The organism is Vibrio caribbeanicus ATCC BAA-2122, assembly GCF_000165125.1.
Classification (GTDB): domain Bacteria; phylum Pseudomonadota; class Gammaproteobacteria; order Enterobacterales; family Vibrionaceae; genus Vibrio; species Vibrio caribbeanicus.
The window spans coordinates 1-15,664 of sequence record NZ_AEIU01000050.1 but is presented as its reverse complement, the minus strand read 5'-3'; the positions used below and the strand labels follow the sequence as shown (position 1 = coordinate 15,664).

The window sequence follows — 15,664 nt, the reverse complement described above, 5'->3', positions numbered from 1 at the left end:
TTGAGTCACACCAATTACGCTGCTTTAGTTCAATATTCAATACATATAGTATGCAACACGACTTAAACGTGGCAGATTTGTATAAATAGTCTTTCGAGGCTACTTTTTAATAAGCGTTTAATATTGTCAACTATAAAAAATATAACGTATCGCAAACCTGTTGTAGTGAGGTAAGGTTTATGCACAATTCAATTGACGTTGGAGCCAGTCCGACCACCTCGGTGGTAGCCAACCAAAAAGTCGTTATGCTGGTAGATGATGACCCGATATTTCGTCGTTTAACCTCTGGGTTTCTTGAGTCACAAGGCTACCGCGTGATAGAAGCGGAAAATGGGCTCGATGGCTTACAACAGCTACGAACAGAAGAGCCCGATGTTATCTTATGTGACCTATCCATGCCGATTTTGGACGGGATAGAGTTTGTTGAAGAAGTGAGCCTTGAATATCCCTCCTTACCTCTCATCGTTGTGTCGGCCACCGATGAAATATCAGACGTTGCGAAAGCCTTGCGCTTTGGCATAAAAGATTTCCTCGCTAAGCCGATCGGTAATTACGAACACTTGGCCAGAGCCATAGAAAGCACCATTGATGATACCGATAACCATTTGTGTGACCAGAGAGACTTTGCAAGTCAATGGTTTAGGGTGGACAGTGGTGATATTCCAGAGGAGCAAGAGCTTCATTGGCACCTAAGATATCTGGAAGATAATCCAAGTGCAGCAAAAGACCTGTTGCATGCTTTGCTGCCTGAAATCGACACTGCTCAAGGTGACTGGAAATGCAGCTATCGTCTCCTTCAGTCAACAGAAGTAATGCCCTTGGTATTCGATTACGCATGGCTAATGAATGGTCAATTTGCCTTTTATCTTGTTGATTCAAACTGCGAAGGGGAGCACGGAGCTGCCACGACATTGTTGATTCGTGCGCTATTCCACGACTACTTACGCAATCTCAAGTGCTTCAATGCCGATTTAAAAGACATTTCTTTAATGCTTGAAGAAGGGATGCGTTGCTCAAATTGTAGCTCACCTGTGAATGCAATTTTCGGTATTGCAGATTTATCTGAAGGTACTTTATCTGTGCTACCTGCTGGTATCGATGCGCAGTGGTCCAATATTTCAGATACAAAGCACTTATCCGCCGGTTCACGCCTTGGTGAAGGGTGCAGCGCAAACTTGATGACCAAAGATTTACCTATACTCTCGACTTGCCATTTGTCAGTGAGCTGTCTTGGCTCAAGCAGTTTTAGTTTAGATATTATTAATGGGGCAAGCGATTAAATTAGGGTGTGTGGGCGTGGTAATAACCTCGATTGGAATAGGTGTTTTTCACAACACCAATGAGGTATAGTATTACCGATTTGGATGAGCCAATCTAATCGAGATTGGCTCGTTGTGAGGGCTTTATATAGGACGTGAGAAGTAAAAAATGGACAAAGACTTTAAAGAACCTTTTAACATTTATTATGCTCTTGGCGTACTCGGGGCACTAGTCATTGCAACTCTTCCAGCAACTTTGACTTGGCTCAGAGTTCTCAACGGTTACATGACATTTTAAAACCACCTTTTTGGAGCATACCATTATCGTTCGGCAATTTTTACTCAATACGTTTGGTGTGCTTTGCGTGATACTTGGTGTTGCGGGGATTTTTTTGCCCCTGCTACCTACTACCCCTTTTATTCTACTGGCGAGTGCGTGCTTCATGCGTGGGAGCCCACGTTTTCATCGCTGGCTTAACGAGCACAAAACATTTGGTCCAATCTTATCAAACTGGCACCAACATCGCTCAGTGTCTTCAAAAGTGAAAAAGCGCGGGGCATTATGTATACTAGCTAGCTTTGCCTTTTCCATCTGGATTGTGCCACATTTTTGGTTAAAAATTGCACTGGTTCTCATGTTAATCTTGCTTTTACAGTGGTTCTTGCGTTTGCCCACGGTTGAGTACCTTGCCGATAAGCCAGAAAATCACTAAGATTGCGGTTTAGAAAAATGGCAATGACCTGAGCGGTGAAATTGACACACAAGATTACACTAATGCCATCAATCTCATGGATATAATAGAACAAAGCCCGCAGGGTATGTTCTCCGATACAGGCAGTTCATATGTCCACCAACGGAACGAGTAAAGTTATCAATGACATCTATTGAAATGATTTCCCAAATTAAGTCAAGCATAAAGAGTATCCCTGATTACCCCAAACCTGGCATCTTGTTTCGAGACGTAACCAGTCTGATGGAGGACGCGTCAGCATATAAGGCATGTATTCAAGTCTTGGTTGAGCAATATAAAGACGCAGGTTTTACCAAGATTGTTGGTACAGAAGCGCGAGGCTTTTTATTCGGAGCCCCACTTGCGCTGGAACTCGGCGTTGGTTTCGTACCAGTGCGTAAGCCAGGTAAGCTTCCTCGTACCACGATTTCTCAGTCTTACGAGCTTGAATATGGTACCGATACGCTAGAAATACATACTGATGCGATAACCAATCAAGATAAGGTTCTGGTTGTCGACGATTTATTGGCGACAGGGGGCACGGTTGAAGCAACGGTCAAGTTGATTCGCCAGCTTGGTGGAGACGTTAAGCATGCCGCTTTTGTGATTAACTTACCGGACATCGGTGGAGAGCAACGCCTAAAATCTTTGGGTATTGATGTTTACAGTATTTGTGAGTTTGAAGGACATTAATCTTCCATGAGCTATCTTGCCTTAGCCCGAAAATGGCGACCGACTCAATTTAACCAAGTTGTTGGTCAAAGACATGTTTTAACCGCATTAGAGAATGCACTGGCACAGAACCGCCTTCATCATGCTTATTTATTAAGTGGCACAAGAGGTGTGGGGAAGACTACGATTGGTCGACTATTCGCCAAAGGTCTAAATTGCGAGACAGGGATCACGGCTCAACCTTGTGGTCAGTGCTCGACGTGTCAAGAAATCGATCAAGGTCGTTTTGTTGATTTATTAGAAATTGATGCGGCGTCAAGAACTAAGGTAGAAGATACTCGGGATCTTCTCGATAATGTGCAATATAAGCCTGCTCGTGGCCGCTTTAAAGTTTACTTAATTGATGAAGTGCATATGCTGTCTCGTCACAGTTTCAATGCCCTTCTGAAAACGCTCGAGGAACCGCCAGAATACGTCAAGTTTATTTTGGCAACAACCGATCCACAAAAGCTTCCGGTGACGATACTGTCTCGTTGCTTACAGTTTGATTTAAAGCCGATTGAAAGCGAAGAGATCCAGCAGCAGCTCACCTATATATTAGGGCAAGAGCAGGTAGAATCAGAAACACGAGCGCTAAGTTTACTTGCGCATGCAGCAGATGGCAGCATGCGAGATGCATTGAGTTTAACCGATCAAGCCATTGCACTGGGCAATGGGCGTGTGATGACAGACTCTGTGACTTACATGCTAGGTACACTCGATACGGATCATGCGCTTCGTTTGCTTGCTGCGATAGGAACCCAGCAACCTCAAGAAGCGATGGACTGTGTCAGCTTCTTGGCAAAAAATGGGGTTGATTGGGATGGATTGTTGGATCAACTAGCAACGCAACTTCATCGCATTGCAATGTGTCAGGTTTTGCCCGAGTCTCTTGACCCTCAGCATGCAGATGCGGAAAAAGTAAGACAGCTTTCGCAAGCGCTGGACCCGCAAGATGTGCAGTTATACTACCAAATGGCATTAAAGGGGAGAAGAGACCTCCCACTTGCGCCCTCACAAAGAATCGAAGTCGAAATGGTGGTGTTGCGGATGATAGCCTTCAGACCTGCTACGATATCGCCACTCAATGTGATTGCTCCGCAGACTCAACCCGTTTCACCAAATACCTCTAGTGAGAACGTTTCAGCCGTTCAACCCGCAGTTGCCGCTGACCCGAGTCCATCGATACCGAGCTCACAGACAGTCGATGAATCAAAGCAGGCTACTTACGCGCAGCCCCCGTCAGTATCGGATCCTACACCAACACCGCCAGTCGAAGACGTTAAGCCAGTGAAAGCCAGTGGCCTTCGTCATCAGTTGCGCTCACAAAGAAAAGGGCTGAGCTCCAACCAAGGTGGTGAAACAAAAAAGACTGAAGCGACATCGGTAAAATCGGTTTCTGTGCTTGAGCGCCTTGCGCAAAAGCACGACACCCTTGCGCCGGTGTCGCCTGCTCAATCTGACGTTGAGGTGCTGCCAGCGACAGAGAAGGATGAACCTTATCAGTGGAAACCAAGTCGGGTTATCGCTACTGAAGAAAAAGTGAATCCGATAACTCCGAGTTTATTAAAGAAAGCGCTCGAACACGAAAAGACGCCAGAAATGACGGACAAGCTGCTCGAAGAGAGTCTGGCCCTTTGTCCTTGGTCACAAGTGATCAGTCAGCTTTCGACGGCAAAAATGACCGAGCAATTGGCGCTCAATTCAGCATTTGAACAGCAGGGCTCAACCATACTTCTCACTCTTAGACCTTCTCAAGCGCATTTGAATACCGATCGTGCCCAGAGTGAGTTACTTGCTGAATTAAATCGTGTAATGAAACAAGACAGCCAATTGAGCGTAGAAGTGGGTGACCGTGGTGAGACGCCACTTGAACTGAGAGAGAAACTCTATCAAGCGCGGCTTGAAAACGCATTCGCCAGTTTAGCCAATGATGCTAACATTCAGTTTATCGAGCAGCGTTTTGCTGCTGAGCTAGACAGAGAAAGCGTAAGACCTATTTGATTTTTTGGGGTTGAAATTTTATCGCTTAGCCCCATTATTAACGTAACAAGCTAACGAACCAGAGAGATTAACATGTTTGGTAAAGGCGGTATGGGCAACCTGATGAAGCAGGCCCAGCAAATGCAAGATCGCATGCAAAAGCTTCAAGAAGAAATTGCGAATATGGAAGTAACCGGCGAATCCGGTGCTGGCCTAGTAAAAGTGACCATCACAGGTAGTCACAGCGTGCGTCGCGTTGAGATTGATGAGAGCTTGATGGAAGACGATAAGGAAATGCTTGAAGATCTTATCGCCGCGGCTTTTAATGACGCTGCACGTCGTGTTGAAGAAACACAAAAAGAAAAAATGGCGTCAGTGACAGGTGGAATGCAACTACCACCTGGCATGAAAATGCCATTTTAATCGGTGATATCTGATTTAGCGGATTCTTAATGCGTACCAGTCATATGCTGGAACAATTAATGGAGGCCTTGCGGTGCCTGCCTGGGGTTGGTCCCAAGTCAGCACAGCGTATGGCCTTTCATTTGTTACAGCGCGATAGAAAAGGCGGTCTGCAATTGGCCGATGCCTTAAGTCAAGCAATGACAGAAATCGGTCATTGCAGTGAGTGCCGAACCTTTACAGAACAAGAAATATGTCACATTTGTACCAATCCTAAGCGTCAGGAAAATGGCCAGATATGTGTGGTTGAAAGCCCTGCTGATATTGCAGCGGTGGAAGCAACAGGCCAATTTTCAGGGCGCTATTTTGTGCTTATGGGCCACTTATCTCCATTAGATGGTATTGGTCCAAGCGATATTGGTTTGGACGTTCTCGATTATCGATTGAGGCGTGGAGATGTGTCTGAGGTAATCCTCGCTACCAATCCAACCGTTGAGGGAGAAGCGACAGCACATTACATTGCAGAGCTTTGCCGCGAGCATAGTGTTGAGGCTAGCCGCATCGCTCATGGTGTACCTGTGGGAGGGGAGCTTGAGCTGGTGGATGGTACCACCTTGTCACATTCGCTTTTAGGGCGACACAAAATCTAATATGAAGCCGCTGCTTGTCAGCGGTTTTTTATTTCCTTGATCAATACTTCAAAATGCACTTGGTGATAGCAGTCAAGTCAGATGCTCTAACTCAGTAATATTTGCCAGGGCTTGCTGAGTGGTGCTGCCACAGATCACTGGGCATGGCTTAAATTGAAGGCATACCTTTGGTCGCTCGGGCTTGCCAAATAACCGACATAGGTTTTCATTGTTTAATTGAATGCAGCGTTCACCAGCGGGTTTACCATTTGGCATCCCAGGGATAGGGGAAGAAATACTCGGTGCTATACAGCAAGCTCCGCAGCCCAATCGGCAGTCCATCATAGTTCACCTGAATGATTATTTGCGCGAATGGTAGCAAAAACAGTTAAAGATAAAAAGATCAATAATGCTCACGAAAAAAAGTCACACTTTTGCAACTGGTAGCGTTATTTGTCCCTTATCTAGGTTGAATAGGTTATTGTTCAAGGCGTTGAGCCGAGCCCTCAAGTGCTGCGATAAGGCGGCTTTTGTGTTTCTGCGCTGCCAGCAAAATAGGGGTGTTGATTTGAGTATTTTGCTGCTTCATAAAGGTGAGGTAATCAACCGGAGAGTCATTGACCCATACTTCAATGTGTAAGTGAGCGCCCGTAGTTCGGCCACTGTTGCCGGACAGTCCAATGGCTTGGCCTTGAGTAATACGATCGCCCACCTTGACCTTACGTTTTGACAAATGTAGGTAGCGTGACACCACATTATTGTTGTGGCGAACATTGACATAATGGCCCGCAAAACGATTGTAGCGTGATTTAATGACGATACCATCGGCAATACTGAGTACTTTAGTACCAGTAGGAACTGCAAAATCGGTTCCCAAATGTGGTGTAATACGGTGAGTTACTGGGTGAAAACGTTCCATATTAAAACCAGAGCTGATGCGGTATTGTTGTGTTAAAGGGGGCTTATATTGTGTATTGTCTAGGCTATCTCCGTATTCATCATAAACGGTATCGCCGTCTTGGCTAATAAAGAAAAAGTGCTTTTCTCTACCCTGATAGTAAAAAGCACTAATGTAACTTTCATTATCACTATTAATATCCTTCATTATAGAAAATTTATCTCCTTTTTTAGCTTGATTAATAATGTCAAACTTATTTTCTATTCTCGATATTAAAGTCGTAATTTCATGTTGCTCTAGCCCAGCCTTTATTAATGTTGTGATAAAAGAGTAGTGAATTTTTCCGGTAATAATTTCTGGGCTTGGTGCTTCTGCATTTAATGAATCAATCTTTACTGACGCCTCGACAATGTTAGGCTCAGGAAGCAGTTGCTCAATCTCTTTGTGCTCTGAATTGCGAATGCTGTTGGCACTAATCACTGCAAGAGTAATGATGCCTGCGAAGCCGCATAAAATAAGATTAGGGCTTGGCATGTATTGTTTAAGTATCAGAGTTGTCATTATTAAAGAGTGTAGTAATGAGGAAAAATTCTGGCTCAGTATAATATTTTAAAAAAAATCTTACACCCAATGAAGTCAAATTCCCTCCTTTTACCTAACTAAATATTAATTGATGTCAAGTTAAGGTGAACTTACCCCTATTAAATAACTATTTTTACCGTCATTATGTGTTATTTAGTGGTGAATTCGCAATGTTGAGAAAAATTTAATCAATAATATAATCGCGAAAAATTGACTCTTTTTTCTGATTATGTTGACACAAAAATTACTGAAATTATTCCTAAGCATACTTATTATTTTGCCTTTTTTGAACGCGTGCGGCGGCGGTGGTGGCGGCGGTGGCAAAGACAATAGTCCACCTTCTCGTCAATCAGGCACAATTTCCGGAGTGGTTTTTGATGCGCCTGTTGATGGTGCAACGATCAGTGTCTGGGAATATCAGGCAGGGAAAATAGGCAGGAAGCTTGGTCAGAGTGTCACTGATAAGCATGGAAACTATACCGTCAACATTAACGGTGCGGCATCAACTCCCATCATTGTTTATGCCGAGGGTGGTAAATATTTTGATCCTTTCACCAAGGCTGATGTGGCTATGAACGCTGCCCTAAGAGGTGTTGCTATGTATGGTGAGGGCGAAACCCAGACTTTGATGATTACACCATTGACGAATTTAGTCGCCGGTCTCGCTCATCACAAAATTAAAGATGAATCAAAAAGTGTCGACTCTGCAATTTCGGAGTCTTTGAGCACATTTACAGAAATGTATGGATTTGATGTCAATCACCTTGTTCCTTTTGATATTTCTGATAATCGAAGCACCACGCCAAGGACGGCTGAAAATTATCAATATGGTAGCCTATTGACCGCCATGTCTGCGATGGGAGCCGATTGTTTGGCAAAAAATAGCGGTGATGTTGCGAATTGCTCATCTATCCATCTTGCTGAACTGGGTTATCAAGATATTGCTAATGACGGCAAATTAGATGGCCAGAGTGGTAGAGCCGAACTTGTCATTAATGGCTATAAATTATCAAGTTCAACATTTACTGATGATCTTGCTAATTACCTCTTAGTTGCTCTAAGTGGTCCGATAAACGCGACAACCCAAACAGCGGATGCTTATGTTGATTATGCTGAACGGCTTCGTTTTTACGGAGCTGATACAGCCTCGGTTATTTTTCCAGAAGATTCACGTAACAGAGAGAATATTGAGGGTAAGAAAGACAAAACAGCACCTAAAATTGCTCGCTTGAATCGAGACATTTTGTTTGGTGATAGTGCACAGCTAGAGCTTGAAGTTAGCGATGCAACTGGAGTTGGACTTCTGAGCGATATAGAGCTTAACATTTCGTATCAGGACAAAGATGGGAATTGGACATCACCCCAGCAGTGCAGTGATTTGTCAGGCATCTGTTTTATCGCTAAACCTGATGAGTATCAACCGGGTCTCAGAAGCACCAAATTAGTGGTGGGCATCAACACAAAAGAATTGAATAAATCGGCTCCAGATGGTGGTCCTTTTAATGGCCGCTTGTCTGCTTTTCTTAGCGATTCTATCGGCAATCGTAATATATCAAAAGAGCAAATGATTACCTTTAACTGGGATAACTCAGGCCCTGCAATTAATGTGACATCAGATCTATATTTTAATAAAGGTCAAGAAGAATACACACTAGAGGGTTCAATTAATTCCAAACCGAGTGAGTTAATAAATAAGAGTGTCCAACTTATTAAAACTAATAATGAGGATACAGATGCTAATGAGTTGTCGTGCAAAGCTGGTATTGACGATAAATGTCAATTTAGTCAGACTTTTGCATTAAGTAATAGTCATAGTGTTACTAAATACACGTTCAAAATCACTGCAACAGATAAAGACCATCGCTCTAAGAATACTAGTTTTGATATTTTCCCCGATACAAATAAGCCAATAATAGCATCAGTTTCTTTCCCTAAAATGGATATGCGTTTCTATGACAATAGTAAGGATACAGTCTCCTTTGGAAAGTATAACGCAGATACTTACACGAGCCAAAATATTGATATTACAACAAACTTGCTCAAAATCTCAACAGTTGATGCTGTTATTGACGACGATAAATTTATTCCGAGCAACAACCCCTTCATGCCTTATATAAAAGTTAAAGTGCAGTGGCCAAAGATTGAACAAGAGAACGGGCAAAATATTAAACAAGAGTTAATGCTTAAATACTCTTGCTCTGGCTCTGGCTCTTGCTCTGGCTCTGGTAAAGACGCAATATCCGTTCCAGGACAATATAAGATTTCTTCGAGCGAGGAGAATTCAGCGGAATACTACATACCTTACGTGAAACAGTTATTGAAAAAGGCTTTTGAAGATAAACTAAACAAACCATTAACTATTCACAAGCTAGAAATTTACGCTGAAACTAAGACGGGTTTGACAAGTGCCTCAGAAGTTTCGACAAGTGCCTTAAAAGTTTCGACAAGTGATTCAAAAGAGGTGGTCTTTAGAGCCTTTCGACCAGAGAAGCTTAATATTACTTCGACGGTAACAGACACACTTAACCTTAAAGGCTATGGTGATGGCAAATTTTCTCAATCCATTAACTCTACTGCTGAAACACCGTATATATTACCTGCCAATTTTGAAGCAGAGCAGATTGCAAAGTTAATTTTTCAGAAAAAATACTGGATCGGTACCTACATTGATGAAAAGGAAATCAATTATAAAGGTGAAAATCGATACTATCTTACTGAATTGTCCTCCTACGCTATGGGATTATTTGATTATCACTGGGGAAAGGAAAAAGATAAAACAGCCGATAAAGCGCTGAAGTTACTTAATGAGATAAAAACAACGATGGTAGATTGGTTTGGCTTTGATCCAGCGACCACTCCTTACTTTTTAACGATGGATGACCCTCAGTTAACTTTCAATGAGGCGACCAAAGCGAAAATTCGCCACACCTTGCTCCTAGAAGCTTTTAAGAGCCTCTCAGCAAGTGATTTATATACAGATGCCATTGATGATGGTCTCTTGGACGAAAAATATAGATTTAACCTGGCGCAGAAATATCGTGACTTATTGGAGAATCATTTAAACCTATCCTCAAGTGAGGTGCTGGCAGAAGCGAACCGAATTGCTCTGCATATACCCAAAATTAATGATGTGTCTCTTTTCAAAGGTGACCCAACAAACGTCGACCAATCACCACCATCGGCTATTCTTACCATAGATAAGGATGTTAACCATTGTTGTGAGCAAAAAATCGATCATGGGCTTTCAGACCACAATGGACACACTTTTAAGGGTTTGGTTAAGGGGAAAATAACGTTTATCGACCCGTCAGGATTAATGAGCAAAGAATTGAGTGACAACTTACAAGCCATTTTGAAAAAAAATGATGGCAACGATACGGTTATTGTTATTACAGATAAACTGAGCCTCAAATCTAATGATGATAGTGATGGTAAAGAGAAATACGAATACTCCTTTACTATACCAAGTTCAATTATTATACCGAGTTCAACGGGAGGCAATGGCGATGAGGTTAAGTTTGAAATATTGAATGGCGATAGAATTGAATTTAAACTATTGGCCAAAGATACGTTGGGTAATGTTTGCCAGGAGACGGTCACCGATCCCTGCTCATTGGTGCTAACCAAAGATACACAATTCCCTGATGCAAAGCTTTCAGTTAAAGCGACAGTAGGTAATGAAACAAAATCCTATTCCCCAGAAAATTACTACTTTAATGCTTCGCCCGGTGCAAACCTAAAGCTGCATTTTGAATTAACGGATAGTACAGGTATTGCAGACTTCTCCGATACTCTCCCTTCGGTGATTTTCAGTAAAAAGCTTGATGGCTCGGAGAAAACGGTAACGTACAACATAGACAGTTTTTCAGATATCGAGGCGGCTAGCTTTGATTTGTTATTATGCAATGGTAGTGATGAACTATGTAGCGGCGCAATCTATCCAAAGATAGAGAATGTATCAGATGGTAACGAGAATTGGACGGTCTATGTTAAAAGTGCAGATAGATTGGGATCAGAAGGCCCATCAGAACTGTCGGTCAAACTTGACTCCCGATTACCTGAACTAAAAGGGTTTAAGTGGGAAAAACTAAATGAGCTCTGGATCCCCGATATCGATTGGAATGCGAGTGAGGATCTTGAGAAAGAGATACAGATAGCATATAAACAGCAGGATAAATGGCTGGCCCTTAAAGCTTGTGGCGATGGTAATTTTCCTTGTTTGGAAAATGAGTCAGAAGGCAGTGTTAAGCTTATTGAAAACGTCGCTAATTATCAATTCAAAGTCACGGCAACTAAAAAGACGATACCAGCGATCACGGTACAGTCCATCATCGAGGTCAATAAAGACAAGACTGGACCAAACATTAAGTTGGGCGATCCTCAGGTTAATAGTGGCAAAGAATCATATGTGGTTGGTAAAGAATTCACAATCAATATTGCCTCGATTACAGATGCGTCAGGCATCGAGAGCGTGGGCGTCTATCAGGGCAACAGCCTAATTAAAAACGTTACCACAGAGGATTTCTCAAAGCCTTTTTCTGTCAAGATCTCTACATCAGAGAGTAATAACATTACTCTGGATGAGAACAAGCTGGCCACATTAACTATTCAGGCCACAGATAAAAGTGCCCAAACAACGAGTAAAAGCCTTTCCCCCATTTTACTCGACAGAGAAGGGCCATCCTTTAATAGTGGTGATGTAACTTTGCCTCTCTCTGCTTTGTATGTGGATAACAACATTAAGAAAGTTTTTTTCTCACTAGAGTTTAACGACATATCTGGCTTGTCAGACGAGCACAAGCCTTCGCTGAAGAGCAACACTTTAGATGAAATTATTGAACCCTCTAGTGAATGTACATCGCTTGATGCCCAAAAATGGAAGTGTACCTATCGGATTAGTTATGCAGACTTATTCGACGGAGATGCACCAGAAAAGGCACTTACTATCCAGAACTTAGTGGATAGAGCTGATAATAAAGCTGGCGATATTATATTCACGGTAAAAAAACCTAAGGATGGAATTGGTTTAACATTGATAAATCCTGCGGATAATAGTAGCTCCAATTCAGCAAATCTCAACATGGAGCTAAGCTATATCACGCAAACTCTGGAAAGCATTGAGGTGAGTTTTGATGGCCAGACATATGGAAAGGACCAATTTGACAGCAGTCTCTACTGTTCGATAGATAAAGATAAGCTGTGTAGAAAGGCAAGCTTTCCTCTAACCCCAGCCCAAAGAAACACCATGCTTGAAATTGTTGTTAAGGCTACAAACTTGTGGGGATTCTCTGAAGTAATACAGCGTAAATTCATAACAGACAATACGCCTTCTACTATTGGTGACCAAGTGACAGTAGCAAGTACTCCGGGTACTGACTCTAAGTCGTGGCGCTTTAAATTTGTAGTCAGTGATACAGGAAGTGGCGTGCAAAAGGTAATCTACAAATTTCTCGATAAAACTATCGAGAAAACAACGGATACCGAGCCAAATGCATTTAGTTATCTAGATATCAAGAGCGATAGTTTAAAAGACATCGAGACATTGCGGTTTGAAGTGACTGCCTTCGATAAGGCCGGCAACCAAGCCTCGAAAAATATCGATGTTGATCTTAGTACCGCTAAGATCATGTTGAGTATCGGTGAATTTGCTACTGGGGAAGAAAATGGCTCTTTGCTGCTTAAAAATAAGAAACAGTCTTTCAAGGTAAAACAAGCGTCGGGCGTAGAGGTTGAGAACTTCAGTTTACTCTTTATACAAGATAACCAAGAGAAGATGAGATTTACCGGGCGCCTTGAGGATATAGCAAGGGAGATTGACTTTGATGAATCGCAACAAGGAGAATATCAGCTGAAGTTAATTGCCAAAGATGTGATTGGCCGAGATCTCACTAGCTTTGCTCTTTCGGATGGTGAAAAAACGGGTGATGAAAAAACAGAAGTCGATGTTGTTGTCGACTTTGAAGCTCCATCCGCGAAATTCGTCACTGAGACTCTCAAGGTAGAGAAAGTTCTCCCGGATGCTGAATACAACGTGAAAGTCGAGATAGAAGCAAAAGACACAAATTTAGAGTCGGTAACATCAACGCTAAGTCGGACTGATCAGCTCACAATATACGAGCCAGAAACAGTAAAAACAGATGGGGACCATTCTATTTTTACTTTTAAGGTTCCGAACGGTGAGTACCTGGCTCAGTATGAAGTGAAAGACTTAGCAGACCACTCGGTTCAAAACAGTTTTAGTGATGTTTTATCAGTGCCTAAGGTTATTACCATTTCGAGTGACAATAAAGTTCTCGGAGGTAATAAAGAGACCTACATTAATTTTAAATTCTCAGAAGCCATCGAAGGATTTACCATCGATGACATCAAACTGACTTCAGATAGCAGTTCATCGACGTCCAATGGCGAACTCACGAATTTTGAAGAAATCTCAAACCTTGAATGGCGGGTTAAGTACACCAGTCCTTCTAGTGAAGATAAAGAAGTAAAAATATCGGTTGATGATGGCCAGTTCACCAATAATAAAGGCATACCGGGCAAAGGTGCGAGTCTAATTTTGGATGTCAAAGGAGCCTTGCCTACGGTTAAGTCTGTCAGCTTCACTGAGCAACTTGCCCCCGGAAATTCTCTCGATATAGCCGCTGAGTTTAGTACTGAGGTTGAACCAGATTTTTCGGTGACGCTGGGTGATGCAAAGATTAGCATGGAACAAGACGGTAGTAACAAAAAAGTATGGGAAGGCAAAATAGAGGTGCCTGATACTTCAGAGCAAAGTCTACCGATTAAAATCGAGGGATACCAAGACAGCCTAGGAAACACGGGTAAGTTAGTTGAAAGAACCTTGACCATATTGCCTTCATTGACGGTTAAAGTGATTGACCCTGAGTGGGTCAATGTAGAGAGAGCAAAAAGTCTTGAAGTTTCTGGCACAACCGAGCGTTTTGAAGACGGCGCCTTATTGCTTTTGAGTATTGGTGATCAAAAGGTGCAGGTAAAAGTAAAAGACAATGAATGGAAGAAGACGATAGATGCCTCAACGCTCCCTGACGGGGAAGTGACCTTCACTGTCTCGGGGAGGAATAGCTTGGGTGCTACGGCGCAAGCGCAAGGGAGCTTTAAACTTGATAAGGCTTTACCTGTCTTAAATCCCGCAACTGACCTTAATTATCAGTTAACTGGGGATAAGCTAACGGTGACGGCGAGCTTTAATGAGCCAGTGACAATTCCTACTGTCTCAGTGTCGAATGGGTTACAGCTGACTTGGGACACTAATGGAGAACTTGTCAAAAAGGAGTGGGTCAGTGAGCCGTTATCTTTAGCTTCTCATAACAACGTCGAATCATTATCTTTCACCTTCACAGGCTTTCAAGATAAAGCGGGCAATCCAGGTGCAGAGTTAACAAGCACTTATACGCTGAATCCAAAGCTGACGTTAGATGATATTAATGGTGGTAATAATGTTGGGATAACGCCGGATGCCAAGTTAGCTTTAAGCGGCACTTATCAATTTCTTGAAAACATCACCTTAGTGGTGACCGACAGCAGTAATGCAAAGGTCGAAAAGACGCTGAATCTGGATAATTCAGGGATTTGGACGTACGAGCTTGATCTGTCCTCGATAGCGGCTGGCGAGGTTACGGTTACGGTTAAAGGTCATGGCGTTGATGATGTGAAGAGCTCGTTCATTTACGATAATCAAGCGCCTACCCTTGATGCCCCTAATGATGTTAGTTACCAGTTAGAGGACGATGCTTTAACGGTGACGGCGAGCTTCAGTAAGCCAGTGACAAAGCCGACTGTCTCAGTGTCGAGTGGGTTACAGTTGACTTGGAAAACGGATGGAGCCCCCCTCAAAAAAGAGTGGGTCAGTGAGCCGTTATCGTTAGCTTCTGTAAATAAAAACGTCGAATCATTAGCTTTCACCTTCACTGGCTTTCAAGATAAAGCGGGCAATCCAGGCGCAGAGGTAAAAAGCACCTCTACGCTGATGCCAAAGCTAACGCTTAATAAGATTGATGGCGTGATAACTCAGGGCGCGACGTTAGACTTGAGCGGCACTTATCAGGCTCTTGCCAGCACCACCTTAGTGGTCACTGACAGTAAAGGATTACAGGTCAGTGAGCCGCCGACCATGGGTAAGAGTGGGATTTGGACGTATGAACTTAATCTATCTTCTATAGCGGTTGGTAAAGTTGATGTTACGGTTAAAGGTAATGGCGTTCCTCCTGTGAAGAGCTCGTTCACTTACGATAATCAAGCGCCTACCCTTGATGCCTCTAAGGATGTTAGTTACCAGTTAGAGGATGATGCTTTAACGTTGGCGGCGAGCTTTAGTGAGCCGGTGACAAAGCCGACTGTCTCAGTGTCGAGTGGGTTACAGCTGACTTGGAAAACGGATGGAGACCCCCTCAAAAAGGAGTGGGTCAGTGAGCCGTTATCTTTAGCTTCTCATAAAACGTCGAATCATTA

General features: G+C 42.9%; 10 protein-coding genes. 8 read left to right on the top strand and 2 right to left on the bottom strand.

Annotation, left to right across the window (positions count from 1 at the left end):
• Nucleotides 1-179: 179 nt before the first annotated feature.
• From RH40_RS04355 to recR, 7 genes are all read left to right on the top strand, one after another.
• The gene (locus tag RH40_RS04355; protein WP_009600150.1) at nt 180-1,280 is read left to right on the top strand and encodes a response regulator; all 1,101 of its coding nucleotides are present in this window, start codon (nt 180-182) and stop codon (nt 1,278-1,280) included.
• A gap of 148 nt (nt 1,281-1,428) precedes the next feature.
• The gene (locus RH40_RS21145; protein WP_009600149.1) at nt 1,429-1,557 is read left to right on the top strand and encodes a hypothetical protein; all 129 of its coding nucleotides are present in this window, start codon (nt 1,429-1,431) and stop codon (nt 1,555-1,557) included.
• A 10-nt stretch (nt 1,558-1,567) separates the two neighbouring features.
• The gene (locus RH40_RS04345; RefSeq protein WP_050790425.1) at nt 1,568-1,972 is read left to right on the top strand and encodes a YbaN family protein; all 405 of its coding nucleotides are present in this window, start codon (nt 1,568-1,570) and stop codon (nt 1,970-1,972) included.
• 162 nt (nt 1,973-2,134) lie between these two features.
• On the top strand, nt 2,135-2,683 hold the full coding sequence (gene apt, locus RH40_RS04340) for an adenine phosphoribosyltransferase (protein ID WP_009600147.1): 549 nt from the start codon (nt 2,135-2,137) through the stop codon (nt 2,681-2,683).
• A 6-nt stretch (nt 2,684-2,689) separates the two neighbouring features.
• Nucleotides 2,690-4,705 (top strand): DNA polymerase III subunit gamma/tau, encoded by a 2,016-nt coding sequence (gene dnaX, locus RH40_RS04335; RefSeq protein ID WP_009600146.1) that lies wholly within the window; start codon nt 2,690-2,692, stop codon nt 4,703-4,705.
• A 72-nt stretch (nt 4,706-4,777) separates the two neighbouring features.
• Nucleotides 4,778-5,107: a YbaB/EbfC family nucleoid-associated protein gene (locus RH40_RS04330; RefSeq protein WP_005432961.1), complete on the top strand. Its 330-nt coding sequence runs from the start codon at nt 4,778-4,780 to the stop codon at nt 5,105-5,107.
• A gap of 29 nt (nt 5,108-5,136) precedes the next feature.
• Nucleotides 5,137-5,736, top strand: a complete 600-nt coding sequence (recR, locus tag RH40_RS04325; RefSeq protein WP_039954234.1) for a recombination mediator RecR — start codon at nt 5,137-5,139, stop codon at nt 5,734-5,736.
• Nucleotides 5,737-5,808: 72 nt separating this feature from the next.
• On the opposite strand, the gene RH40_RS20245 is transcribed toward recR, so the two are convergent.
• Both RH40_RS20245 and RH40_RS04320 read right to left on the bottom strand, forming a co-directional pair.
• Nucleotides 5,809-6,057 (bottom strand): YkgJ family cysteine cluster protein, encoded by a 249-nt coding sequence (locus RH40_RS20245; RefSeq protein WP_081454968.1) that lies wholly within the window; start codon nt 6,055-6,057, stop codon nt 5,809-5,811.
• Nucleotides 6,058-6,193: 136 nt separating this feature from the next.
• Nucleotides 6,194-7,174, bottom strand: coding sequence for a peptidoglycan DD-metalloendopeptidase family protein (locus tag RH40_RS04320; protein ID WP_039954232.1), 981 nt, complete (start codon nt 7,172-7,174; stop codon nt 6,194-6,196).
• A gap of 298 nt (nt 7,175-7,472) precedes the next feature.
• Between RH40_RS04320 and RH40_RS04315 the strand changes: the two genes are divergently transcribed.
• Nucleotides 7,473-15,664: Ig-like domain-containing protein (locus RH40_RS04315; protein ID WP_139056848.1), on the top strand; the 8,192-nt coding region annotated here is incomplete at its 3' end.